Source organism: Stutzerimonas stutzeri, assembly GCF_024448695.1.
Taxonomy (GTDB): Bacteria; Pseudomonadota; Gammaproteobacteria; order Pseudomonadales; family Pseudomonadaceae; genus Stutzerimonas; species Stutzerimonas stutzeri_T.
This window is the reverse complement of the sequence record NZ_JAMOHY010000001.1, coordinates 61,406-86,660: the sequence shown is the minus strand read 5'-3', so window position 1 is coordinate 86,660 and position 25,255 is coordinate 61,406. Positions and strand designations below refer to the sequence as shown.

The 25,255-nt window shown below is 61.1% G+C and carries 22 protein-coding genes; 12 read left to right on the top strand and 10 right to left on the bottom strand.

Features of this window, described 5'->3' with window-relative positions; genetic code table 11:
* Nucleotides 1-56: 56 nt before the first annotated feature.
* The gene (locus tag NAV32_RS00435; protein WP_256050797.1) at nt 57-749 is read right to left on the bottom strand and encodes an SIMPL domain-containing protein; all 693 of its coding nucleotides are present in this window, start codon (nt 747-749) and stop codon (nt 57-59) included.
* A gap of 143 nt (nt 750-892) precedes the next feature.
* Here NAV32_RS00435 and NAV32_RS00430 point away from each other — a divergent pair, with 143 nt between their 5' ends.
* The 3 genes from NAV32_RS00430 (at nt 893) to NAV32_RS00420 (ending at nt 3,826) form a co-directional block, all read left to right on the top strand.
* Nucleotides 893-2,149, top strand: coding sequence for an ATP-binding protein (locus NAV32_RS00430; protein WP_256050795.1), 1,257 nt, complete (start codon nt 893-895; stop codon nt 2,147-2,149).
* 34 nt (nt 2,150-2,183) lie between these two features.
* The gene (locus tag NAV32_RS00425) at nt 2,184-2,744 is read left to right on the top strand and encodes a response regulator transcription factor (protein WP_181085512.1); all 561 of its coding nucleotides are present in this window, start codon (nt 2,184-2,186) and stop codon (nt 2,742-2,744) included.
* Nucleotides 2,745-2,890: 146 nt separating this feature from the next.
* A complete protein-coding gene (locus NAV32_RS00420; protein WP_256050792.1) occupies nt 2,891-3,826 on the top strand; it encodes an AEC family transporter in 936 nt (311 codons plus the stop codon).
* A 54-nt stretch (nt 3,827-3,880) separates the two neighbouring features.
* Here NAV32_RS00420 and NAV32_RS00415 read toward each other — a convergent pair whose 3' ends face one another.
* The 6 genes from NAV32_RS00415 to gatC form a co-directional block, all read right to left on the bottom strand.
* Nucleotides 3,881-4,963: a calcium/sodium antiporter gene (locus NAV32_RS00415; RefSeq protein WP_256050790.1), complete on the bottom strand. Its 1,083-nt coding sequence runs from the start codon at nt 4,961-4,963 to the stop codon at nt 3,881-3,883.
* A gap of 26 nt (nt 4,964-4,989) precedes the next feature.
* Entirely contained in the window at nt 4,990-6,063 is a 1,074-nt protein-coding gene (locus NAV32_RS00410; protein ID WP_256050788.1) for a calcium/sodium antiporter, read from the bottom strand.
* Nucleotides 6,060-6,476 (bottom strand): septal ring lytic transglycosylase RlpA family protein, encoded by a 417-nt coding sequence (locus NAV32_RS00405; RefSeq protein ID WP_256050786.1) that lies wholly within the window; start codon nt 6,474-6,476, stop codon nt 6,060-6,062. Before NAV32_RS00405 ends, NAV32_RS00410 begins: the two co-directional genes overlap by 4 nt.
* A 223-nt stretch (nt 6,477-6,699) precedes the next feature.
* On the bottom strand, nt 6,700-8,145 hold the full coding sequence (gene gatB, locus NAV32_RS00400) for an Asp-tRNA(Asn)/Glu-tRNA(Gln) amidotransferase subunit GatB (protein ID WP_256050784.1): 1,446 nt from the start codon (nt 8,143-8,145) through the stop codon (nt 6,700-6,702).
* Between the two features lie 11 nt (nt 8,146-8,156).
* Nucleotides 8,157-9,608: an Asp-tRNA(Asn)/Glu-tRNA(Gln) amidotransferase subunit GatA gene (gene gatA, locus NAV32_RS00395; RefSeq protein WP_256050782.1), complete on the bottom strand. Its 1,452-nt coding sequence runs from the start codon at nt 9,606-9,608 to the stop codon at nt 8,157-8,159.
* A 14-nt stretch (nt 9,609-9,622) separates the two neighbouring features.
* Nucleotides 9,623-9,910 carry an Asp-tRNA(Asn)/Glu-tRNA(Gln) amidotransferase subunit GatC gene (gene gatC, locus NAV32_RS00390; protein WP_256050780.1) on the bottom strand — a complete coding sequence of 96 codons (288 nt, stop codon included), beginning with the start codon at nt 9,908-9,910 and terminating at the stop codon, nt 9,623-9,625.
* A gap of 335 nt (nt 9,911-10,245) precedes the next feature.
* Between gatC and mreB the strand changes: the two genes are divergently transcribed.
* The 8 genes from mreB to tldD all read left to right on the top strand — a co-directional run bounded on the left by mreB (nt 10,246) and on the right by tldD (nt 21,900).
* On the top strand, nt 10,246-11,283 hold the full coding sequence (mreB, locus tag NAV32_RS00385; RefSeq protein ID WP_256050769.1) for a rod shape-determining protein MreB: 1,038 nt from the start codon (nt 10,246-10,248) through the stop codon (nt 11,281-11,283).
* A gap of 215 nt (nt 11,284-11,498) precedes the next feature.
* Nucleotides 11,499-12,437 (top strand): rod shape-determining protein MreC, encoded by a 939-nt coding sequence (gene mreC / locus NAV32_RS00380; RefSeq protein WP_423836408.1) that lies wholly within the window; start codon nt 11,499-11,501, stop codon nt 12,435-12,437.
* Complete coding sequence (gene mreD, locus NAV32_RS00375; protein WP_256050767.1) at nt 12,434-12,922, top strand: rod shape-determining protein MreD; 489 nt, start codon at nt 12,434-12,436, stop codon at nt 12,920-12,922. Before mreC ends, mreD begins: the two co-directional genes overlap by 4 nt.
* A gap of 153 nt (nt 12,923-13,075) precedes the next feature.
* Nucleotides 13,076-14,215: a PEGA domain-containing protein gene (locus tag NAV32_RS00370; protein WP_256050765.1), complete on the top strand. Its 1,140-nt coding sequence runs from the start codon at nt 13,076-13,078 to the stop codon at nt 14,213-14,215.
* A gap of 89 nt (nt 14,216-14,304) precedes the next feature.
* Complete coding sequence (locus NAV32_RS00365; RefSeq protein ID WP_256050763.1) at nt 14,305-14,907, top strand: Maf family protein; 603 nt, start codon at nt 14,305-14,307, stop codon at nt 14,905-14,907.
* Nucleotides 14,908-14,982: 75 nt separating this feature from the next.
* Entirely contained in the window at nt 14,983-16,440 is a 1,458-nt protein-coding gene (gene rng, locus NAV32_RS00360; RefSeq protein WP_256050761.1) for a ribonuclease G, read from the top strand.
* A 49-nt stretch (nt 16,441-16,489) separates the two neighbouring features.
* Nucleotides 16,490-20,290: a YhdP family protein gene (locus NAV32_RS00355; protein ID WP_256050759.1), complete on the top strand. Its 3,801-nt coding sequence runs from the start codon at nt 16,490-16,492 to the stop codon at nt 20,288-20,290.
* 167 nt (nt 20,291-20,457) lie between these two features.
* Nucleotides 20,458-21,900 carry a metalloprotease TldD gene (tldD, locus tag NAV32_RS00350; protein WP_256050757.1) on the top strand — a complete coding sequence of 481 codons (1,443 nt, stop codon included), beginning with the start codon at nt 20,458-20,460 and terminating at the stop codon, nt 21,898-21,900.
* A gap of 126 nt (nt 21,901-22,026) precedes the next feature.
* Here tldD and yjgA read toward each other — a convergent pair whose 3' ends face one another.
* A complete protein-coding gene (gene yjgA / locus NAV32_RS00345; protein WP_256050755.1) occupies nt 22,027-22,548 on the bottom strand; it encodes a ribosome biogenesis factor YjgA in 522 nt (173 codons plus the stop codon).
* A 106-nt stretch (nt 22,549-22,654) separates the two neighbouring features.
* Here yjgA and pmbA point away from each other — a divergent pair, with 106 nt between their 5' ends.
* Nucleotides 22,655-24,001 (top strand): metalloprotease PmbA, encoded by a 1,347-nt coding sequence (pmbA, locus tag NAV32_RS00340; RefSeq protein ID WP_256050753.1) that lies wholly within the window; start codon nt 22,655-22,657, stop codon nt 23,999-24,001.
* 17 nt (nt 24,002-24,018) lie between these two features.
* Here the strand turns inward: pmbA and NAV32_RS00335 are convergent, their stop codons facing one another.
* A complete protein-coding gene (locus NAV32_RS00335; RefSeq protein WP_256050751.1) occupies nt 24,019-24,291 on the bottom strand; it encodes an HPr family phosphocarrier protein in 273 nt (90 codons plus the stop codon).
* Nucleotides 24,292-24,299: 8 nt separating this feature from the next.
* A complete protein-coding gene (rapZ, locus tag NAV32_RS00330) occupies nt 24,300-25,157 on the bottom strand; it encodes an RNase adapter RapZ (RefSeq protein ID WP_256050749.1) in 858 nt (285 codons plus the stop codon).
* Nucleotides 25,158-25,255 lie beyond the last annotated feature (98 nt).

Genomic DNA, 25,255 nt, shown 5'->3' with positions numbered 1-25,255 from the left:
GCGAGCGCATCACATGCCGCGAATTGGTCTCAGGTCAGGCCGTCCCTTGTGGGTTGTTACGGCATCAGCACTTCGATGATGCCGTCGGCATTGACGCTGACCTGGCGAGTGCCGGCCTCGATTTCCGGGGTTGCCATGGCATCCATGTTCTTCATCGCCATGCTGCGCATCACCGGCTGGTAGCCGCCACCGCTGCCCAGGTTGAGGTTGACGATCCGGTAGTCGCTGCCACCCAGTGCTTCGGTGGTCAGCTGTGCCCTGGCGCGAAAGGCAGTAATGGCGTCCTTGAGCAGGGCATCTTCGTTCTGCTTGCGGATCGCGTCGGAGACACTGAAGTGCATGCTGCCCATCTTCAGGTCCTGCATCAGCTCACCGGTGAGCTTGGAGAGAGCGGCAAAGTCACTGCTCTCAAGGCGAAGCTCGGCACGTTCGCGCCAGGCAGTGATCTGCTGGCCCTTTTCCTCGTAGACCGGATAGCTGCTGCGGCTGCCCTGGCTGACAACCACTTCACCAGTCTGGCGGGCGCGTTGCAGCGCCTTGTTGATGGTCTGCGTGGTCTGCGCGGCGAGCTGCGCCGGGTCCTGGTGCTGGGCCTCGCTGTAGAGCGTGACGTGCATGCGGTCGTGGGCCACTTCGCTGGTGGCTTCGGCGCGCAGGGATATCTGGTTGTAGCGCTGATCGTCGGCGATTGCCGGGAGGCAGGCCAGGCAGGCAATTAAGGTGACTGGACGGACAAAAGAGGCAGACATGATGACTCCTGGAGGGGGCAAGTGGGCGGCACCTGACTTTATCCCGTTGAGAAGGGTTGCGCAGATTTTCCATGCGTCTCATTGCCGCAGACAGGGTGCCTTTCGGGGCGCTTGGTTATACTCGCGAATCGATTGGAGACCCCATGTACGCATCCGTTCAGCTGTTGTCGGCAAGCCGGCAGAATCTTCGTCTGCTCACCCTGATCCGCATCCTTGTTCTTGCCGCCCAAGCAGGCGCGGTCGGCCTTGCCTATGCCACGCAGCTGGTTGTGCTGCCGTGGCTGCATCTTGGGGTGACGCTGGCGGTTTCTGGTGTGATCTGCCTGGTCACCGCGCTGCGGCTGCGTGGCCCCTGGCCGGTAACCGAGCAGGAATATGCCTTCCATCTGGCGACCGACCTGCTGATTCACAGTGCCCTGCTGTATTACTCGGGCGGCTCGACCAATCCGTTTGTATCTTATTACCTGGTACCGCTGACCATCGCTGCGGCGACCTTGCCGTGGTTGTACTCGATTGTCCTCTCAGGCCTGGCGCTGGCCGGCTATACGCTGATGCTGGCCTGGTATGACCCCATTATCGTGCCGCCGGTCGATCGCACCACGCTGCTGGTCTATGGCATGTGGCTAAGCTTTGCGCTGGCCGCTGCGCTGATCACCTTTTTCGTCGCCCGCATGGCCGAGCAGTTAAGGCGCCAGGAGCAATTACAGGCCCAGCGCCGCGAGGAAAGCATGCGTGACCAGCAACTGTTGGCGGTGGCGACTCAGGCTGCCGGGGCCGCGCATGAACTGGGCACGCCGCTGGCGACTATGAGTGTGCTGCTCAAGGAGCTGCGCCAGGAATACCAGCAGCCGCAGCCCCTGAATGAAGACCTTGCACTGCTGCAATCCCAGGTTCAGCTGTGCAAGGAGAGCCTGCGACAGCTGGTGCGCGCTGCCGAGGCAGATCGTCGGCAGGCTATCGTCGAGCAGAATGCACGTGAATGGGTGGAGTCGGTGATGCAGCGCTGGCACCTGATGCGACCGGAGGCGACCTATCGTTTTCAGTGCCTGGGCAAGGGCAGCCCGCCACGGCTGATGCCCCCGGCGGACCTGGGGCAGTCGCTGCTCAATCTATTGAATAACGCCACCGATGCCAGCCCGGACGATCTGGATATTCGACTGGACTGGGATGCGCAATGGATCAAGCTGACCATTCGAGACCACGGCGCTGGCGTGCCGCTGGCGATTGCAGAGCAAATCGGCAGACCCTTCATTACCACCAAGGGCAAGGGGTTTGGTCTGGGACTATTTCTCAGTCAGGCGAGCGTGACACGTGCCGGCGGGACTGTGAAACTCTACAATCATGAAGATGGCGGCGCCCTGACCGAATTGAGACTGCCGCACGGCTCGGTACGGGCCTGATCACTGACGTGACCCAATTGCGAGGAATGCATAGATGACCGAAGAGTTGCAGCACGACGGTGAAGATCAGCCCCACCTGCTGCTGGTGGATGATGATCCGACCTTTACCCGTGTCATGGCGCGCGCCATGAGTCGTCGGGGGTTGCACGTCAGCATCGCCGGTTCGGCAGAGGAAGGCCTGGAGATGGCCAGGCAGGAGACGCCCGATTACGCGGTGCTGGACCTGAAGATGGAAGGCGACTCGGGGCTTGTATTGCTGCCCAAGCTGCTCGAACTGGACCCGGAGATGAAGGTGCTGATCCTGACCGGTTATTCGAGCATTGCCACGGCCGTCGAAGCCATCAAGCGTGGGGCCTGCAACTACCTGTGCAAGCCCGCCGATGCCGATGACGTGCTTGCCGCGCTGCTTTCCAGGCACGCTGACCTGGATACGCTGGTTCCGGAGAATCCGATGTCGGTGGACCGCCTGCAGTGGGAACACATCCAGCGCGTGCTGGGCGAGCACGACGGCAATATCTCCGCCACCGCCCGCGCGCTGGGCATGCATCGACGTACCCTGCAGCGCAAACTGCAGAAACGGCCTGTAAGACGGTAGCCTGACAGTCGGGCTGCCTTCCGATCGTCGGATTAAGCCTTCGGCTAATCCGACCTGCAAAAAGCGGGACTCCGTGCTGTTGCAAGTCGGACTAGGCTTCACCGATCCGACAAGCGCCCTCAGTCTCCTACTCTCCGAGCCTATCCATGCCTTCCCTTGTCGTTCAGACGCTGGGCGTTACCGCTCCAGTATTTGCGATGCTGTTTCTTGGCGTCGTGCTCAAGCGCATCGGCTGGATCGATAGCGCCTTTATTGGCAGCGCCTCGACGCTGGTGTTCAAGGGCAGCCTGCCGACGCTGTTGTTTCTTTCGATCCTTCAGGCTGATCTTGCTACTGCCTTGCAGCCGACGTTGATCCTTTATTTTGTACTGGCCACCATCGCCAGCTTTCTGCTTGCCTGGGGCTGGGCGTTGTGGCGCTGTCCGCAGGCCGATCGTGGCGTGTATGTGCAGGGCGCCTTTCGCGGCAATAACGGCATCGTCGGCTTGGCGCTTGCGGGCAGCCTCTACGGTGACTACGGGTTGTCGCTGGGCAGCGTGCTCGCAGGGGTGGTGATCATTATCTACAACACGCTCTCGGTGGTGGTGCTGGCCATCTACAGCCCCAGCGGCAACGCCAGTCTGCGCTCGGTGTGCCTGAGCATTCTGCGTAATCCACTGATCATCGGGGTCGCGGCAGCAATTCCCTTTGCCTACTGGCAGGTAATGTTGCCGGACTGGCTGCTGACTTCAGCAGGATATTTTGCCCAGCTGAGCCTGCCCCTGGCGCTGATCTGCATCGGTGGGACCCTGTCGCTGAACGCGCTGCATGAAAGCAGCGATACGGCGATCAGCGCCAGCCTGATGAAGATGCTCTGGCTACCGCTGCTGGCCACGTTCGGCGCCTGGCTTTGGGGCTTCCGAGGCGCAGACCTGGGTATCCTTTTCCTCTACTTCGCCAGCCCCACGGCAGCCGCCAGCTTCGTCATGGCACGTGCAGTCAACTCAAACTATCGACTGGCGGCGACCATCATTGTGATTACCACGTTGTCGTCGGCGCTCACCATCAATGCCGGGCTTTTGTTACTGAGTGGGTTGGAATAGCGCGGAAGGCAGCAGGCTGCAAGCCCCCTGGCTTGCAGCCTGTGGCAGTGGCCGCTATTGCCTTTTCCAGGCACGACCGGCGATGACGATCAGGGTAATGGCGGTCAGCGGAAGGGCATAGCCGAGTATCGCGTCGCCGAAGGTTTCGGCAAAGGGTCGTCCGGTGCTGCTCATCACCAGATACAGCGTGTAGGCGATGTAATAGGCGATAAACAGCAGGCCTTCCCAGCGATTGATGGTATAGCCGGCGAAGAAGGTCGGCAGGCAGGCAACGGCGACAGCAATCATCACCGGGAAATCGAAGGCCAGCGCGTTCGCCGAGACGGCAATTGCCTGTGGCGATACGAGCGAAGCAAGGCCCAGTACGCAGAGCAGGTTGAAAATGTTGCTGCCCACAATATTGCCCACGGCAATGTCGCGCTCCCCGCGTATGGCGGCGAGAATCGAGGTCGCGAGCTCCGGCAGCGAAGTGCCGATGGCGATTACCGTCAGGCCGATTACCAGTTCCGACAGGCCCAGTGCGCGAGCCAGCTCCACGGCCCCCTCGACCAGGAAGTTCGAGCCCAGCACCAGCAGCACCAGACCGGCGATTACCAGGCCTGCATTGATAAGTCCGGCATAGGGTTTGGCGGGCTCGTCCAGTCCGAACTCCTTGGCAAACTCGTCATCAGCCTCGGCAGCTTTTTCGCGACGGCTGCTGATGACCAGAAAGAGCGTATAGGCCACGACGGCGGCAAACAGCAGGGCACCGTCGAGGCGGCTCAGCGAGCCGTCCCAGGCAAGGGCATAGGTGACCAGGCTGGCGCCGATCATGATGGGCACGTCGAGACGAATCAGTTGGCGGGAAACAATCAGCGGTGCAACCAGGGCTGTCAGGCCGAGGATCAACAGCACGTTGGCAATGTTGCTGCCGATTACGTTGCCGATGGCCAGGTCGCCACTGCCGTTGAAGGCCGCCTGCACACTGACAGCGGTTTCCGGTGCACTGGTGCCGAAGGCGACCACGGTCAGGCCGATGACCAGGGGCGGAATGCCGAATTGTGCTGCCAGTTTGGCCGCACCGCGAACCAGTACTTCGGCGCCGGCAACAAGCAGCACCAGGCCGGCAATCAGATAGACGAATGTCATTACGGACACAGGAACAGGCTCCAGAAAGGGGGGTATCAGCGCTGGTGTTTCCAGGCGCGCAGGAAGATCACCAAAACCGTAATGGCAGTCAAGGGAAATACGTACCAGGTCATTGCGTGGCGCAGCAGTTCGATCGCCGGCAGGCCGGCTGAGAACATGATCAAGTAGAGCGTGTAGGCCATGTAATAGCCTAGAAACATCGCGCCTTCCCAGCGATTGATTCGGTAGCCTGAGAAGAAGATCGGCAAACATGCGCCAAAGACCGCCAGCATGACCGGAAAATCGAAAGCGAGTGCGTTGGGCGAAATCGATAACCCTTCAGTCGTGACTACAGCGCCGGCACCCAGCACCAGCAGCAGATTGAAAATGCAGCTGCCCACTACATTGCCCACGGCAATATCACGCTCGCCGCGATAAACGGCCATCAGAGAGGTCGCCAGTTCGGGCATGGATGTACCGACTGCCACCACGGTGAGACCGATCACCAGCTCAGACAGGCCGAGTGCGCGCGCCAGGGATACTGCGCCTTCGATAAGCAAATGCGAGCCAGCCACCAGCAAGCCAAGCCCCAGCGCTATCAGGAAAAGCTGGGTGAGCCAGCTCAGTGGTTTGGTTTGGGTTTCGTCGTCATCTGAATGGCGCTCGTCGGAACGGGCCTCGCGCTTGCTGGCGATCACCAGGAACACCGTATAGAGCAGCAGGAAAGCCAGCAGAATGCAGCCGTCCAGTCGACTGATACTGCCATTCCAGGCCAGTGCAAAGGCCAGCACGCCGGCAGCCAGCATGACCGGCACATCCAGGCGCACCAGCTGTCGGGAGACCACCAGAGGCGCCACCAGCGCGGAAAGACCGAGAATCAGAAGGATATTTGCGATGTTGCTGCCGATCACATTGCCGACCGCAATATCGCCGCTGCCGCTCAAGGATGCCTGAACGCTGACCGCCATTTCCGGCGCGCTGGTGCCGAAAGCGACGACGGTCAGGCCGATCACGAGGGCGGATATGCCCAGGCGCTCTGCCAGTTTTACCGCGCCGCGTACCAGGCTCTCGGCACCGAGAACGAGCAATACCAAGCCTGCAATCAGATAGACAAAGGTCAGTGCTGTCATTCGAGTGTTTCGATGCGTACGCGGGCGATTCCCTGATCGATCATGCCGATCCGTTCGGCAGCCGCGCGTGAGAGGTCGATGATGCGTCCGCGCACGAAGGGGCCGCGGTCATTGATGCGCACGGTTACCTGCTTGCCGTTGCGCACGTTGGTCACCCTGACCTGCGTGCCGAATGCCAGGGAGCGGTGGGCCGCCACCATGGCGTTCTGGTCGTGGGTCTCGCCGTTGGCAGTGCGTTGGCCATGGTGCATGCGGGCATAGAAAGAGGCTTTGCCTTGTTGGCTGAAGCGACTCTTGTCCTGCCGGGTAGCGCTGGTGTCCGGTTGTGTTGCAGGGGCAGGTACACGCTCGGCGCAGCCGGAAACGAGCAGGGCAAGCAGAAGCGGGACCAGGTGCCATGTTCCCAGGTGCATGGGGTGTCCTTCACTGTCGGTTGATCAACGAAAACAGAGGCCCTCACGGTGGAGCGAACTTGTCCGCGAGCTCTGCTTTTTTGTGCCAGCAGCGAATCCACCGCCAAAAGCTCGCGGGCAAGTTCGCTCCCACAAAAGTGGGCAACCGGTTATTGAGGCATCAGCAATTTATTCGGCCGCCGCGCACAGGGCCGAACGCGCTCGGCCCTGTGCGCGGCTGCGCTTAGCCTTCGAGTTTCTGCTTCAGTAGTTGGTTCACCTGGCCAGGGTTGGCCTTGCCTTTCGAGGCCTTCATTGCCTGTCCGACGAAGAAACCGAACATCTTGCCGCGCTTGGCCTCGTCGCTGGCTCGGTACTGTTCGACCTGCTCGGCATTGGCGGCCAGTACCTCGTCGAGCATCGCTTCGATGGCGCCCGAGTCGGTGACCTGCTTGAGGCCCTTCTTCTCGATGATCTCGTCGGCCGAACCTTCGCCTGCAGCCATTGCCTCGAAGACCATCTTCGCGATCTTGCCGCTGATGGTGTTATCCCTGATGCGCAGGATCATCCCGCCCAGCTGCTCGGCGGACACCGGCGACTGCTCGATCTCCAGGCCTTCCTTGTTGAGCAGGCTGGACAGCTCGCCCATCACCCAGTTGGCCGCCAGCTTGGCGTCGCCGCAGGTGTTGTTGACCTGTTCGAAGTAGTCGGCCAGTTCGCGGCTGGCCGAGAGTACGCTGGCGTCGTAGGCGGACAGGTCGAACTCGCGCTCGAAGCGCTCGCGCTTCTGCACCGGCAGTTCCGGCAGGCTGGCGCGGACCTCGTCGAGGAAGCTCTGCTCGATCACCACCGGTAGCAGGTCGGGGCAGGGAAAGTAGCGGTAGTCGTTGGCTTCTTCCTTGCTGCGCATGGAGCGCGTCTCGTCCTTGTTCGGGTCGTACAGGCGGGTTTCCTGCACCACCTTGCCGCCGTCCTCGATCAGCTCGATCTGCCGCTGCACTTCGTGGTTGATGGCTTTTTCGATAAAGCGGAACGAGTTGACGTTCTTGATCTCGGCGCGGGTGCCGAATTCCGCCTGGCCTTTGGGGCGCACCGAGACGTTGCAGTCGCAGCGCAGCGAGCCTTCGGCCATGTTGCCGTCGCAGATGCCCAGGTAGCGCACCAGTGAATGCATCGCCTTGACGTAGGCCACCGCTTCCTTGGCACTGCGGATGTCCGGTTCGGAGACGATCTCCAGCAGCGGCGTGCCGGCGCGGTTGAGGTCGATACCGCTCATGCCATGGAAGTCTTCGTGCAGGCTTTTGCCAGCGTCCTCTTCCAGGTGCGCACGGGTGATGCCAATGCGCCGCGTGCTGCCGTCTTCCAGGGTGATGTCGAGAAAGCCCTTGCCGACGATGGGGTGATCCATCTGGCTGGTCTGGTAGCCCTTGGGCAGGTCCGGGTAGAAGTAGTTCTTGCGCGCGAAGACGTTCTGGCCGGCGATTTCGGCGTCGACGGCGAGGCCGAACTTGCAGGCCATGCGTACCGCTTCGGCATTAAGTACCGGCAGCGTGCCGGGCATGCCGAGATCAACCAGACTGGCCTGGGTGTTGGGCTCGGCGCCGAACGTGGTGGCGCTGCCGGAAAAGATCTTCGACTGGGTGGCGAGCTGCGCGTGAATTTCCAGCCCGATCACGGTTTCCCATTGCATCTTCAATCTCCTCAGAATCCGGTCGGGGCGCGGGTGTGCCAGTCGGTGACTTGCTGGTACTGGTGCGCCACGTTGAGCAGGCGCGCCTCCTGGAAGTAGGGTGCCAGTAACTGCACGCCCACTGGCAGGCCGTCGATGAAGCCGGCGGGCATGGATAAACCAGGAATGCCGGCCAGGTTGGCAGTAATGGTGTAGATGTCTTCCAGATAGGCGGAAACAGGGTCTGCGTTTTTCTCGCCCAGCTTCCAGGCCAGGTTTGGCGTGGTCGGACCGAGGATCACGTCCACTTCAGAGAAGGCGCTGATGAAGTCGTTCTTGATCAGTCGGCGAACCTGTTGGGCCTTGATGTAGTAGGCATCGTAGTAACCCGCGGACAGCGCATAAGTGCCGACCATGATGCGGCGCTTGACCTCGTCGCCAAAACCTTCGGCACGCGAACGCTTGTAGAGATCGGTGAGATCCACCGGACTTTCACAGCGATAACCAAAGCGTACACCGTCGAAACGCGACAGGTTGGAGCTGGCCTCGGCGGGTGCGATTACATAGTAGGAAGGGATCGCATGCTGCATGTTCGGCAGGCTGATGTCTTTGACACTGGCGCCAAGCTTTTTCAGCTCATCGACCACGGTCATTATTGCGTCGGCGATTTTCGGGTCCAGGCCGGCGCCGAAGTATTCCTTCGGCAGGCCGATGCGCAGGCCGGCGAGCGGCTGGCTCAGCGCTGCAAGGTAGTCGTCCAGCGGTTGTTCGACGCTGGTGGAATCTTTGGGGTCGAAACCGGCCATGGCAGACAGCAGCAAGGCGCAGTCTTCGGCGGTACGCGCCATGGGGCCGGCCTGGTCGAGACTGGAAGCGTAGGCGACCATGCCCCAGCGCGAGACGCGGCCATAGGTCGGTTTTAGGCCGGTAAGGTTGGTCAGTGCTGCCGGCTGGCGGATCGAGCCACCGGTATCGGTGCCGGTAGCGGCTGGCAACAGGCGTGCGGCGATGGCGGCGGCGGAACCGCCGGAGGAGCCGCCCGGTACCCGGGTGAGGTCCCAGGGGTTCTTCACCGGGCCGTAATGGCTGGATTCGTTGGCCGAGCCCATGGCGAATTCATCCATGTTCAGCTTGCCGAGGGTGACGATCCCCGCGGCGGCAAGTTTTTCCACCACGGTGGCGTCGTAGGGCGCGGTGAAGTTGTCGAGCATCTTCGAGCCGCAACTGGTGCGGATGCCCCGGGTACAGAACAAGTCCTTGTGGCCGATGGGTGCGCCGAGCAGGGCGCCATGCTCGCCGGCAGCGCGACGGCTGTCGGCGGCTTTCGCTTGTTCAAGCGCCAGTTCTTCGGTGACGGTGATAAAACTGTTGAGCTGCGGGTCGAGCAGGGCGATGCGCGCCAGCAGGCTGCGCGTCAGTTCTTCGGCAGAGAATTGCTTGTCGGCAAGGCCGCGAGCGATTTCGGCGAGGGTCAGTTGATGCATGTCGGTGTCCTTCATCACTCGATCACCCGTGGAACCAGATACAGGCCGTCTTCCACAGCCGGGGCGATGGCCTGGTAGGCGTCGCGCTGGTTGCGCTCGGTGACTTCATCGGCACGCAGGCGCTGGTGAGTTTCCAGTGGGTGAGCCAGCGGCGCGACGCCACTGGTATCGACAGCCTGCATGCGGTCGATCAGACCGAGGATGTTGTTCAGGGTCTCGGTGGTGCGGGGCAGATCGGCCTCAGCCAGGCCCAGACGGGCCAGGTGAGCAATCTTTTCCACCTCGGAGCGTTCAATCGCCATCGGTTTCTCCAGCGCAAAGCGAATCGGGTGCAACCTGCGTCGACCATAATCCGCGCCAGGCGGCAGGTCTGAGCCAAGGCAGCGGGCATTCGCAGGTAGTTTCTCAATGGCCTGTTAGAGCCCGAAAAGCTGTTAATCTTACATGCCCGAGGGGTTTCCCGGTAGCGTGGCTGCGGTTTGGAAGAGACCCCTTCGCACGCCTTATTCGTCGACTTTAAGCCGAATGGCTCACGCCTCGCCGGTCGGGTGTGGACGCGCGCCTTGCCCTAAGTTCGCACCATTGTTAGAGTTTGCGGCACTTTTTTCCCCACGCGTTTGCCCCAGGGCCATTTCCCATGTTCAAAAAACTGCGTGGCATGTTTTCCAGTGATCTGTCGATCGACCTGGGCACTGCCAATACTCTTATTTATGTGCGTGACCGGGGCATCGTCCTGGATGAGCCGTCCGTGGTTGCCATTCGAACTCACGGCAATCAGAAAAGCGTTGTGGCGGTAGGTACCGACGCCAAGCGCATGCTGGGTCGTACACCTGGCAATATCAACGCCATTCGCCCCATGAAGGACGGCGTTATCGCCGATTTCAGCGTTTGTGAAAAAATGCTGCAGTACTTCATCAACAAGGTTCATGAAAACAGTTTCCTGCAGCCAAGCCCGCGTGTGCTGATCTGCGTGCCTTGCAAATCCACTCAGGTGGAGCGCCGTGCCATCCGCGAGTCGGCTCTGGGTGCTGGTGCGCGCGAAGTGTTCCTGATCGAAGAGCCGATGGCCGCTGCGATTGGCGCCGGTCTGCCGGTTGACGAGGCGCGTGGTTCGATGGTCGTCGATATTGGCGGCGGTACCACGGAAATCGCGTTGATCTCCTTGAACGGCGTGGTTTATGCCGAGTCTGTGCGCGTTGGTGGTGATCGTTTCGACGAGTCCATCGTGACCTATGTGCGCCGCAACTACGGCAGCCTGATTGGTGAATCCACCGCCGAGCGCATCAAGCAGGAAATCGGTACGGCCTTTCCGAGCAATGATGTGCGTGAAGTCGATGTGCGAGGCCGTAACCTGGCTGAAGGTGTGCCGCGCAGCTTTACCCTCAACTCCAACGAAGTGCTCGAGGCTCTGCAAGAGTCGCTGGCGACCATCGTTCAGGCGGTCAAAAGCGCGCTGGAGCAGTCTCCACCGGAGCTGGCCTCGGATATCGCCGAGCGCGGCCTGGTGCTGACGGGTGGTGGCGCGCTGCTGCGCGATCTGGACAAGTTGCTTTCACAGGAAACCGGGCTGCCGGTCATCGTGGCCGAAGAGCCCCTGACCTGCGTCGCGCGCGGCGGTGGCAAGGCTCTGGAGATGATGGATCGTCACGCCATGGATCTGTTGTCCACGGAGTAAGAGAGAGGGGCTTGCAAATGACTGCGCTCGGCGATGTCGCGTTCAGCTTGCGTGACCATCGCTTGCCATTTTTGCAAACACCTTGTTAGCGACAACCAGTAAGCTCCAGGTGCAAGCCGAAAGCGGGTTTGAGCCTGCTTTCGGCTTGTTGCGTCAAGTTTGAAGCCTGCAGTCGTGAGGATTCGCCGATCAAACCGCTATTTGCCAAGGGACCCATGCTCGGAGTGCGCCTGCTGGTGCTTTCCGTGGTCTGTGTCGTGCTGATGGTGGTGGATGCGCGCTTCGACACGCTCAAGCCTGTTCGTAGCCAGATGGGGCTGGTGCTGACACCCTTCTACTGGCTGGCCGATCTGCCGGTGCGTACCTGGCAGCGAGCCACTGAGCAGATCAGCAGCAGCAGCAGCCTGGTGGCTGAAAACGAAAAGCTCAAGGCCGAAGCGCTGCTGTTGCAGCGGCGCTTGCAGAAGCTGGCCATGCTCACCGAGCAAAACGTGCGTTTGCGTGAACTGCTCAACTCTGCTGCGCTGGTCGATGACAAAGTGATCGTCGGTGAGCTGATTGGTCTTGACCCCAACCCTTTTACGCACCGCATCCTGATCGACAAGGGTGCGCAGGATGGCGTGTTCGTCGGCCAGCCGGTGCTCGATGCCAGCGGGCTGATGGGGCAGGTGGTCGAGGTGATGCCCTATGCGGCCAGGGTGTTGCTGCTGACGGATGTCACCCACAGCATTCCGGTGCAGGTCAATCGAAACGGTTTGCGCGCGATTGCCGTGGGGACGGGTAGCCCTGACTATCTCGAATTGCGCCATGTTGCCGAGACGGCTGATATCAAGGAAGGCGATCTACTGGTCAGCTCCGGCCTGGGGCAGCGCTTCCCCAGCGGCTATCCGGTCGCCCAGGTTACCGAGGTGGTGCGAGGCTCCGGTCAACCGTTCTCCATCGTTCGCGCGGCACCAACGGCAATGCTCAATCGCAGTCGCTACCTGCTACTGGTCTTCAGCGACTCGCGCACGCCAGAGGAGCGCGCCTCGGATGCGGCGCAAGCGCAGGCAACGGCGGATCGTGAAGCGGCTGCGCAGCCCGCTCCGGAGGCTCCCGTGGCCGAACCGGAAACGCCGGCAGCTTCCCCGGCCAGCACGGAGTCGCGACCATGAGCAGCGGACGGACGAACGGTAGCTGGGTCATCTGGCTGACTCTGGTGGTTGCGCTTCTGCTCTCCGTCGCGCCCATGCCTTACAGCACCGGGCTCGGGCGTCCGCTCTGGCTGGCAATGGTCATTGCATACTGGGCGATTGCCTTACCGTATCGGGGAGCAATGGCGGCAGCGTTTGTCTGCAGTCTGATACTCGATGTGCTGTCCGGTACGTTGTTGGGGCAGAACGGATTGCCGCTGATTCTGATCACCTTTCTTGTGCTCAGCCTGCAACAGCGACTGCGCATGTTCCCCCTGATGCAGCAGAGTCTGGTGCTGATGGTGATTCTCGGTATCGGGCAGCTGGTGCAGCTGTGGCTGAATACGCTGACCGGTAATCGCCCGCCGACGCTGCTGTTTCTGGTGCCGGTACCGGTGAGCGCCTTGCTCTGGCCCTGGGTTGTCATCGCCCTGCAGTGGATGCGCCGACGTTTCAATGTCTATTGAGCGCTGTGTCCTGCAATGGGGCTGCGGCGCTTGTATCCTTGTGCCGTCAGGCCTTTTCTGAAATTATCCACACCCTTAATAGCTAAAGGCCACGCAGGCCTGAAACTTATAATTAGAAATATCAACGCTAAGCACAATACGGGCGAATGGGTTATGGATACGGGCGTTTCGAGTTATTCCAAGCCGAACGGAGTGTTCACTGGGGCGAAGGCGCTACTGGCGGGGGCCAGTTTCTTCGGTGCGCTGGTCATGATGCTCGCGGTAGGCAGTGGCTACTCCCAGGCGGACAGCGCTGCCATCTCTGGCAAGGGCGCGCAGCCACAGATTGCACCCCTGAGCAAGGCGGTGCAGAGCGGCGGGGAACAGTCGTCCGAGCAGCTGGCAGCCAAGATTGCCGAACTGGACGCTATCCTGGCCGAGAAGCAGAGCCTTGAAGACGCCTTGCGCGTAGAGAAGAGCGCGCAAAGCGCAGCCGCTCTGCAATCGAGCAATGCGAAGAGACTGATTCGCATGGAGCTGGAAGATTTCTTCGCCCAAAGCAGCAACCGCGAGCGCCTCGACACGTTGCTCGAAGACTACAAGCGCAGCGCTGATGACGAGCAGACCGCGCTTCAGCGCGTCCAGTCGGTGGAGAAGGACCTGAGTGCCAAGCAGCTGAGCTTCTCCCAGGCGGCCCGCGATGTGGAGCGCCTGAAGGCGCAGCTGGCCTCCGAAGTACGCAAGCGCAACAGCAAGAAGATTCAGTCGATTGCGCGGCGCCTGGACAAGACGCTCTATTTCAACGAGTCGGTTTCATTCCGCTGCTCGACCACCAAGAGCCTGGCTGCCTGTCTGGCCGGGTACGAGCACGATGGACGGATGTCCCAGTGGGTACTCGATCACTATGAGCGGGTTCTTGGCGAGGATATTCGTGACCAGGTCGAGGATCTGAAGCTCAGCCCCAGCTGGTATGGCTATCGCACCAAGACCGAGTTCTCCGAAGCAAGCATGAGCATGGATGGCACCGTCAGCGCCCAGATGAGCATTCAGGCCACCGTGACCGCCAAGAAGATGATGGCCTGTGCGATTCTCGATGTGCCGTATGAAATGTGCGACAGCAAGACCCATTCGCTTATCGTGCGGAGCAACAAGTACAACGATCAGGTGCTGATCAACGAACAGCCGCAGGGCTCGACGCCCATTTCGCTGATGCTCGACAGCGGTGTTTATGACATTCGGGTCACCTCGAATGGTGTGACACAACAGCGCACCCTGTCGCTCAAGGGCGATCAGGTCGTCAACTTCAAGTTCTGACCGTGCCGGGCTGGCGTGCCCTGCACGTCGGCTTCCGGGCGTCGTCCGGATATGCGAACCTGCTTCGATACCCTAAATAAGGATCAGGCATGCCCGCATTGTTTCTCGCCTCCGCGTCACCCAGACGCCGTGAACTGCTGACCCAGATTGGCGTTCCGTTTTCCCTTCTATCCGTTTCCGTTGATGAAACGCCTCATCGCGCGGAGACGCCCGATGCCTATGTTCAGCGCCTGGCGCGGGAAAAGGCGCTGGCCGGTCTGGCGCATGTCAGCGATCGCTCGGCCTGTGTGCTGGGTGCCGATACCACGGTGGTGCTGGACGGACGCATTCTTGGCAAGCCAGCCGACAGGGCCGATGCCCTGGCCATGCTGCAGGTTTTGTCCGGGCGTGAACACCAGGTGATGACTGCCGTAGCGCTGGCGAATGAAACGGACTGTGCAGTACGGCTGGTCGCCAGCCAGGTACGGTTTCGTGCCATTACGCCTGTCGAAGCCGAGCGCTACTGGAGCAGTGGCGAGCCCCAGGACAAGGCCGGGAGTTATGCCATTCAGGGGCTGGGTGCAGTATTCGTCAGCGGCCTGCAGGGCAGTTATTCCGCCGTAGTCGGCCTGCCGTTGTGCGAGACGGCGCAGATGCTTGATGCCTTCGGAATTGCCTGCTGGACAAAAGCGCCGTCCGACCCCTGTGCTTGAGCGCTCAAGTCGTTAGAATCGAGCCTATCTGTCAGCTTCGGCTGTTACGTATCACGCCACAGGCCGAGAACAACAATGAGCGAAGAGATCCTGATGAACATCACCCCCATGGAGTCACGGGTGGCGGTGGTGGAGAACGGTGTCTTGCAGGAAGTGCATGTCGAGCGCACCCAGCGCCGGGGCATCGTTGGCAATATCTACAAGGGCAAGGTTGTGCGGGTACTGCCCGGCATGCAGGCGGCGTTCGTCGATATCGGCCTGGAGCGCGCCGCCTTTATTCATGCGTCGGAAATATCCGCGCGCGAAGGCAATGCCGTAGAGCCCATCAGCGCGCTGGTTCATGAAGGCCAGGCGCTGGTGGTGCAGGTGACCAAGGACCCCATCGGAACCAAGGGCGCGCGCCTGACCACTCAGCTGTCGATTCCCTCGCGCTATCTGGTGTACATGCCCAGGACCAGCCATGTGGGTATTTCCCTGCGTATCGAGGATGAGACCGAGCGTGAACGCCTCAAGCAGGTGGTGGCCGAGTGCGTTGCTGCCGAAGGCATCAGGGAAACCGGCGGCTTCATCTTGCGCACGGCGGCCGAGGGGGCCGGTAGCGATGAGATTCTCATGGATATCCGCTACCTGCGCCGCCTTTGGGAACAGATCGACGAGCAGATGAAAACCGCCGGCGCGCCGACTGTGATCTATGAAGATCTGTCGCTGGCGATGCGTACCCTGCGCGATCTGATCAATCCGCGTATTGAGAAGATCCGCATCGATTCGCGTGAGAACTTTCAGAAGGTCAGCCAGTTCGTCGATGAGCTGATGCCGGAGTTAAGCGAGCATCTGGAGCACTACCCCGGCGAGCGGCCGATTTTCGATCTGTACAGCGTCGAGGACGAAATCCAGAAGGCGCTCGAGCGCAAGGTAATGCTCAAGTCCGGTGGCTATCTGATCATCGATCCCGCCGAGGCGATGACCACTATCGACGTCAATACCGGCGCCTTTGTCGGGCATCGTACGCTGGAAGAGACCATCTTCAAGACCAATCTCGAATCCGCCACGGCCATTGCCCGGCAGCTGCGTCTGCGCAATATCGGCGGGATCATCATCATCGACTTCATCGACATGGCGGATGAGGAACATCGACGCCAGGTCCTGCGTACCTTGGAAAAGCAACTGGAGCGCGATCACGCCAAGACCAATATCATCGGCATCACCGAACTGGGACTGGTGCAGATGACCCGCAAGCGTACCCGCGAGAGCCTGGAGCAGGTGCTGTGCGAGCCTTGCATGTGCTGCCAGGGACGCGGCAAGTTGAAGACGCCGGAAACCGTCTGCTATGAGATCTTCCGTGAGATTTTGCGCGAGGCGCGCGCCTACCAACCTGAAGGCTATCGCGTGCTGGCCAATCAGAAAGTCATTGACCGCCTGCTCGACGAGGAGTCCGGTAACGTAGCCGATCTTGAGAGCTTTATCGGGCGCTCGATCAAGTTTCAGGTCGAGACCATGTACTCGCAGGAACAATATGACGTGGTGCTGCTCTGAATAGGCCAAAGCCCAACCAGACCGGCTCTGACGGGCGGAACCTGTCCGCATGAGCCGGCTTCCTGCCCTTGTGCTGGGTGTTTTGCGCCGCACCGTCTGGCTGGCAGCGATCGCTCTGATGCTGGTGGCGCTGTATGTCAGCCTCGGCCGTCAGTTGGTGCCACTGGTGGCCGAGTACCGTCTGGAAGTGCAGGACAGGGCTAGTGAACTGCTTGCGTTACCCGTGAGTCTCGGGCGGCTGGAGGGACGCTGGAGCGGCTTTGCGCCGCGTCTGTTGGCCTATGACGTAGTGCTTGGCGAAGGCGGTGCAGCGGTTCGGCTGGATCGGCTGGCGCTGGAGCCTGATATTGCCACTAGCCTCTGGTCTCGCCGGGTCTACTTCAAATCGGTGGAGCTGGCGGGTATTCACCTGAGCCTGGTGCAGAACTCCGATGGACAGTGGCGAATCGAAGGGCTTCCAGAGCGCGACAGTCAGCCGACAAGCCCGCTCGACAATATTGCTGAACTGCAGCGAATAGACCGCCTGTCTCTACTCGATAGTCAGATTACCCTCGAAGCCCGTGACGAAGCACCGCTGACCCTGACCTATGCCAACCTGGAGTTGCGCAGCCGCAACGAACGCCTGCAGCTGAGCGGTAGCCTGATACTGCCCGATGGTCAGCCACTGAGCCTCAATGCTCAGGCACGAATTGATGTACGGGACTGGCGAGACAGCGTTGCACGGCTGTATCTCAAGTTGCCGCAGAGTGATTGGGCCGCCTGGTTGCCCGAGAGCCTGACGAGCAACTGGAGTCTCGACCGGTTGCAGGTCGGCGGTGAGGTCTGGCTGGACTGGCGCGAGCGGAGCTTCGCACGTGCGGTCGCCCATCTGGCGGCACCGGTGCTGGAACTCGGGCAATTGGAGTCCGAGCCCGTACTGATTGAAGATCTGGCACTTGAAGCCTATCTGGACCGCTCAGCCGAAGGTTACCGGGTTCAGGTCCACGGCCTGGCCTTCAGGCTCGATGAGACCCATTGGCGTGAAACCTCGCTGGTCCTGCAACAGGACGCCGCCAATGATCACTGGCTGTTGCAGCTCGATCAACTGCCCGTCGCGCCGTTGGCTGCGCTGGTCCATGCACTGGCGCCCATGCCTGAGGTCGCCAGCGAATACCTGCTGGGGCTGGCGCCGAGTGGAACGCTACGCAATATACAGCTCGAATATCGTGCGCAGGCGCCGCTGGCCGAGCGACTGGCATTTGTCGCCAATCTCGATGAAGTGAGCATCGAGGCCCATCACTGGGTTCCTGCTGCGCGCAACGTCACAGGCCTGGTGCAGGGCAATCTCGGCGGTGGCGAGCTGCGTTTCGACAATCGTGATTTCAGCCTGCATCTTGCCGGGCTGTTTGCGCAACCATGGGATTATCAGCGTAGCCGAGGCAGCCTCGTCTGGACGCTGGATGAGCAGGCATTCACCCTGGCGGCACCTTATCTGCAGGTAGAAGGCGAGGAAGGGCGGATCGCCGGCGATTTTCTGATTCGCCTCATGCGCGATCCCTTGGCCGAGGATTATATGGATCTGCGGGTGGGCATCAGCGATGGCGATGCGCGGCATACGCAAAAATACCTGCCAACTCGCTCGCCGGCGTTGAGCCCGGCCCTGAGCGAGTGGCTGACGGCAGCGATCCTCGGTGGCGTCGTTGAGCAGGGTTATTTCCAGTATCAGGGTGCGCTGAACAAAACGGCTTCCGATACGGCGCGTAGTCTGAGCCTGTACTTCAAGGTCAGGGATGCCGAGCTCGCCTTCCAGCCAGGCTGGCCAGTTTTGCGCGAGGGACATGGGGAGGTGCTGATCGAGGATGGTCAGGTGCGGGTGCGCCTTGCCGAAGGGCGCATGCTCGACAGTCGTGTGCATGATGTTCAGGCCCGGATTCCGCTCGGCCAGAGTGAGCGGCCACTGCGGCTGGCTATCGATGGGCAGGTCGAAGGTAGCTTGAAGGATGCATTGACCCTGATGCAGGTTGCGCCAATCGGTACCCGAGAATTGTTTTCCGGGTGGCGAGGCGAGGGTTCATTGAGCGGTTCGCTCAAGCTGGATATTCCGCTGGTCGCGGGCGAGCGTCCCAAGGTTGTGGTGGGTTTTTCAACTGATGATGCATCGCTCTTCATCGCTCAGGCCGATCTGCAGCTTGAAGCCCTGAGTGGCCAATTTCGCTATGACACCGAACGCGGATTGAGTGCGTCCGGGATCCGCGCCCGTGCGCTGGGCAGTCAGGTCAGTGGCAAGGCCAGCGCCATCGGCACGCCAGGGAAGCCGGTCACCCGTATCGAGGCTGGCGGAGTGGTGTCGCTAGCCCAGCTCAAGACCTGGCAGAAAATCGAGCAACCATTGCCGGCTTCGGGCGACGTACCGTTTCAGTTGAGCCTGACGCTGGGCGGCGCTGACAACCGCCTGCAGATCGATTCCTCGTTGTTGGGAACGACGCTGACGCTGCCGGCGCCGTTTGCCAAGGCTGCAAGGCAGCGACGCGACACGACGCTGAGTATGACGTTGGGCGGTGAGCGCCAGCGCTATACGCTCAAGCACGGTGCGTTGGCTGCACTGACCTTCAGTGCCCCCGACAATCGCTGGGCCGAAGGCGGTGGTGAGCTGGTGCTGGGCGGTGGCGCTGCGAACCTGCGCAGCGATCAGGGCTTGCGTGTGCGTGGGCGCCTGCCGCGGGTCGATTTGAATGAGTGGCAAGCGCTGCTGAACGCCTACAATGATGCCCCGCAGGGGCGGCAGGCTGCCTCGTTGCTGCGCCGTGTCCAACTGGATATAGGAGTCTTTGAAGGCCTGGGAACCAAAGTCGATAACCTCACGCTGGATTTACGCCGACTCTCGAGTGCCTGGTCGCTGGGACTGGAAAGCCGGACAGTCAGCGGTAACGCCCAGTTGCCTGATGCCGATGGCGCACCGATCGTGCTGAAGCTGTCACACTTGCGACTGCCGGCAACCGAGCCGGCGCAGCCTGACGCCCCACACAAGGACCCGCTGGCAGGCATTGATCCGCGCAGTCTGCCAGCGATGGACATCGCCGTGGCCCAGGTGCTGCAAGGTGAGCAGCCACTGGGCGCCTGGTCGCTGAAGATGCGTCCTCGGGGTGACGGTGTTGAATTCTCGGCACTGGATCTGGGGTTGAAAGGGCTCCGGCTCGCCGGTACGGGTGGCTGGAACGTATCACGCAGCTGGTACAAGGGGCGTTTGGAAGGCGACAACCTGGCCGACGTGCTGCTTGCCTGGGGCTTTGCGCCCTCGACCACAAGCGAGCGCTTCCATCTCGATGCGGATGGCAGTTGGCCCGGATCGCCGGCGTTCTTCAGTATGAAAAGGCTGTCCGGTCGTATCGACGCCCGGTTGCGCAACGGCCAGTTTCGGGAAATCGAAGGTAGCGCCCAAGCCTTGCGGGTATTTGGGCTGCTCAACTTCGATTCCATCGGGCGGCGATTGCGGTTGGACTTTTCCGATCTGTTTGGAAAAGGGCTGAGCTACGATCGCGTCAAGGGCGAGCTGGTCGCCACCGATGGTGTCTTCGTGACGAAAGGTCCCATAACGGTGACCGGGCCGTCGAGCGATCTGGAACTCGATGGCAGACTGGATATGGCCAATGACCGGATCGATGCCAAGCTGCTTGTGACGTTGCCGGTCAGCAACAATCTGCCGCTGGCCGCCTTGATCGTGGGGGCGCCGGCCATCGGTGGTGCCTTGTTTGTCGTTGATAAGCTGCTGGGTAACAGAGTCGCCCGCTTCGCCAGCGTTCAGTACAAGGTTGAAGGGCCATGGCAGTCGCCCCAAATTTCCTTCGACAAGCCTTTTGAAAAACCCAACTGACACAGCAAAGGTCAGTTTTGGGCCTGAGGATGAACCTCAGGGTCCTGTCCCTTATCATGTGACTTCTGCAATGAACCTGAATCCAGGGTTTTCGTCGCCCGCACATGCCGGTGCAGCGCGCCGCCGATTTTCCGTACCGTGCTGGGCACGGCCCGTCTGGAGTGAATATGAGTGAACTGCTGTTACCTGTCACCGAGCGCCTGCTGACACCGGGTGGGCTGGACCTTGATGACCTGCCGGGGCTGCTCGGCGAGCTGGCCGGACCCGGTATCGATGCGGCAGATCTGTATTTTCAGGATCAGGTGAGCGAAACCTGGGTGCTGGAGGACGGCATCGTCAAGGAAGGCGGCTTCCACATCGAACAGGGCGTCGGTGTCCGTGCGCTGTCCGGCGAAAAAACCGGATTCGCCTATAGCAACGCGATCACCGCCGATGCATTGCGTGAGGCGGCGGCTGCGGCCCGCTCGATTGCCCGTGGTGGTCGCCAGGCGCGTGTCGAAGTGTTGTCGAAGGCCACCTTCGTCCCGCTCTATGGTCGGGACAATCCGCTGGATGGCATGGGCCGTGCGGAGAAGGTCGAGCTGCTCAAGCGCATTGATGTCGCCACGCGTGCGCTGGACCCTCGTATCAAGCAGGTCACTGTAAGCCTGGCCGGCGTCTGGGAGCATATTCTGGTGGCTGCGCTGGATGGTGGCATGGCGGCGGATATACGCCCGCTGGTGCGCTTCAATGTCAGCGTCATTGTCGAGCAGAATGGTCGCCGCGAGCGCGGCGGGCAGGGCGGCGGCGGGCGCAGCGGATATGATTATTTTCTCAGCGAAGACCGCGCCATGGACTTTGCCCGAGAAGCGTTGCGCCAGGCCCTGGTAAATCTGGAGGCCGTGGCGGCACCGGCTGGCACCCTGCCGGTGGTGCTGGGGCCGGGCTGGTCCGGGGTACTGCTGCATGAAGCGGTTGGTCATGGCCTGGAGGGCGACTTCAACCGCAAGGGCAGCTCGGCCTATAGCGGACGCATCGGTCAGCAGGTTGCCTCGTCGTTGTGCACCATCGTCGATGACGGCACTCTGGCCGGTCGCCGGGGCTCGCTCAGTGTCGATGACGAGGGCACGCCGACCCAATGCACCACGCTGATCGAGAACGGAATACTCAAGGGCTACATCCAGGACAAGCTCAACGCCCGACTGATGGGCGTGGCGCCGACCGGTAATGGCCGGCGCGAGTCCTATGCTCATCTGCCCATGCCGCGCATGACCAATACCTACATGCTGGCCGGCGAGAGTGATCCGGAGGAGATTATCCGTTCAGTGAAGAAGGGCATCTATTGCGCCAGCCTCGGCGGTGGCCAGGTGGACATCACCAGCGGCAAGTTCGTCTTCTCCACCAGCGAGGCCTACCTGATCGAGGATGGCAAGATTACCGCGCCAGTGAAGGGTGCGACCCTGATCGGCAACGGTCCTGAGGTGATGAACAAGGTGTCGATGGTCGGCACCGATCTGGAGCTGGACAGCGGCGTCGGTACCTGTGGCAAGGATGGCCAGTCGGTGCCGGTCGGGGTCGGGCAGCCGACGCTGAAGATCGACGGGATTACCGTCGGCGGAACGGGTGGTTGATAAGCGGGTTTTCGTTTCGGACTGGAGGTGTGAGAGGTTTATCCGTGGGAGTGGCTTCAACCGCGAAATTCGCGAATAAACCCGCTCCCACAAGACAAGATTGCTCCGCCCTTCGGCAGATGTGACTCAACGCAGCCCTCGCTGGGTTTCATCCAGCTCGCGAATGTATTTGAAGATTTTGCGGCTGGCGGCCGGTGGTTTGTCACGAGCCGCTTCGTGCTGGGCATGGCGGATCAGGCTGCGCAGGTGCTGGCGGTCGGTTTCAGGGTAGTCGAGAACGAAGGCTTCCAGGACTTCATCGTTGCCGGCAATCAGGCGGTCACGCCAGCGCTCCAGCGCATGGAAGCGTTCGTTGTACTGACGGGTAGAGGCATCGAGCTGATCGACCAGTGCGAGGATGGCCTCGACATCTTGGGCGCGCATGAGTTTGCCGATGTATTGCAGGTGACGTTTTTGCGCGATGTGCGCCGTATGTTTTGGCGCGTCGGCCAGCGCCTTGCGCAGGGCATCAGTCAGCGGCAGCCGGTCGAGAACATCGGGCTTGAGCGTGGTCAGGCGCGTGCCAAGATCCTGCAGTGCATGCAGTTCACGCTTGACCTGGGTTTTGCTTTTTTCCTCGAAGCCATCGAGATCGGAAGTATCAGACATGGGGCAGGTCCAGTAGGAGATGCCGCCATGATAACAGCAGCCTCGATGCCGGCGCAGTCGGCTCGGCGGGCGTGTCATGAACGAATCAGTGGGTGTGGAGTGTTTTATGAGTGAAGTTGAGGGGATCGGCCCGCAAGCATTGCCGGGGTTGCGCGAACAGGTTGCGCGCATCATCGAAGAGGCGGGCCGTCAGGGCGCCAGCGCCTGCGAAGTATCCGTCTCGATGGAGCAGGGGCTGTCGACGAGCGTTCGTCAGCGGGAGGTTGAAACTGTCGAATTCAACCGTGATCAGGGCTTCGGCATCACGCTTTATGTCGGTCAGCGCAAGGGCTCGGCGAGCACCACTGGCAGCGGTGACGCAGCGATCCGGGAGACGGTCGCGGCTGCTCTGGCGATTGCCAGGCATGCTTCGGAAGATGAGTTTGCCGGGCTCGCCGATCCTGCGTTGATGGCCACGGAGGTGGCTGACCTGGACCTGTATCATCCCTGGGAAATTTCTCCGGACGAGGCCGTGGAGCTTGCGCTCGGCTGCGAGGCCGCTGCCTTTGCTGCAGACAAGCGCATTCTCAATGCCGATGGAACCACGCTGAGTACCCACCGGGGCTGTCGTGGCTATGGCAACAGCAACGGCTTTATCGGCGCTCATTGCAGCAGCCGGCACAGCCTGAGCTGCGTGATGATCGCCGAGTCCGGGGGGCAGATGCAGCGTGACTATCACTATGACGTCAGCCGTATTGCCAGCGAGCTGGCAACCCCCGAGGTGATTGGCCGGCGTGCTGCCGAGCGTGCCGTACGGCGTCTGGGTGCCCGGCCGGTGCCGACCTGTGATGTGCCAGTGTTGTTTTCATCGGAGCTCGCGACCGGTTTGTTCGGCCACTTTCTTGCTGCCATTTCCGGCGGCAATCTCTATCGCAAGTCATCCTATCTGGAAGGCTCGCTGGGGCAGACGCTATTTCCCGAGTGGCTGAGCCTCGATGAGCGCCCGCATCTACCGCGCGGGTTGGCCAGTGCAGCCTATGACGGCGATGGTCTGGCGACTTATGCGAAGCCTTTTGTCGAGAACGGCAAGCTCGTGTCCTACGTGTTGGGGACCTACTCGGGCCGCAAGCTGGGCATGCCCAGCACCGCCAATGCCGGCGGCGTGCACAACCTGTTCGTCAGTCACGGCGATGAGGACCAGGCTGCCCTGATCCGCCGTATGGGGCGCGGCCTGCTGGTTACCGAACTGATGGGGCAGGGGTTGAACCTGGTGACTGGCGACTACTCGCGTGGCGCCGGTGGATTCTGGGTGGAGAATGGCGAGATCCAGTTTCCGGTCCAGGAAGTGACCATTGCAGGCAATCTGCGTGACATGTTCAGGCAGATCGCCGCGGTGGGTTGCGACACCGAGACACGCAGCAGCATCCACACCGGATCGGTACTTATCGAGCGCATGAAGGTAGCCGGGAGCTAAGGGGCGCTGGTACCGCCTTATTCCCCTTCCTCGAAGTAGTCCTCAACCAGTGCCACCAGGGCCTTGAGGGCTTCTTCTTCCTGCTGGCCTTCGGTCTGCAGGTGCAGAGTGGTGCCTTTGCTGGCGGCGAGCATCATCACGGCCATGATGCTTTTGCCGTTGACCAGGCTGGAAAGCCCGTGCCCGACTCGGATGTCGCACGGAAACTGATTGGCGACGCCGACGAACTTGGCTGCCGCGCGGGCATGCAGACCCAGCTTGTTGATGATGGTGATTTCGCAGGAAGGCATGTGGATTCCTAGGCCAGATCGCGGTGGCGGACCTGGACGTTTTTCAGTGGCTCGCGCAGTGCTCGGCAGAGTCGCTCTGCCAGGTAGACCGAGCGATGGTGGCCGCCCGTACAGCCAATGGCCACCGTGACATAGGCGCGGTTGCTGGCGGCGAACCGGGGGAGCCACTTGTTCAGGTAGCCGAAGATGTCCTGAAACATTTCCTCCACATCCACCTGAGCGTCCAGATAGTCGATCACGGGTTGCTCCAGGCCTGTAAAGTCGCGCAGCTCGGCTCTCCAGTAGGGGTTGGGCAGGCAGCGGACGTCGAAGACCAGGTCGGCATCTACCGGCATGCCACGCTTGAACCCGAAGGACTCGAAGAGGAAGGCGGTACCGGGCTCGGGCTTGTTCAGCAGGCGGAGTTTCAGTGAGTCGCGCAGTTGGTAAAGATTGAGGTTGGTCGTGTCGATTTTCAGGTCGGCCTGATCGATGATCGGCGCCAGTAGCTGCTCTTCATCGCGAATGGCTTCAGCCAGGGAGCGGTTTTCATTGGTCAGGGGGTGTCGTCGCCGCGTTTCCGAGAAGCGCTTGAGCAGCGTCTCGTCGGCGGCGTCCAGATAGAGCACGTCACACTGGATATGCCGGGCACGGGCCTCTTCGAGCAGTTCTGGAAAGCGCTTGAGTTGACTCGGCAGATTACGTGCGTCGATGGAGACCGCGACCTGTGGTTGCAGCAGTTCGGTATGCAGCAGGGCTTTTTCCGCCAGCTCCGGCAGCAACCCGGCAGGGAGGTTGTCGATGCAATAGAAGCCATTGTCTTCGAGAACATCGAGGGCGGTGCTCTTACCTGAGCCGGAGCGCCCGCTGACAATGATCAGGCGCATGGCAGCGATGTTCGGCAGCCGCCCTGCTGCACGCAGCAGTGGTGCGAAATTCGTGAAGGATTGACTGCGGACACGTCTCGCTCCTGGTTGCGGATCAT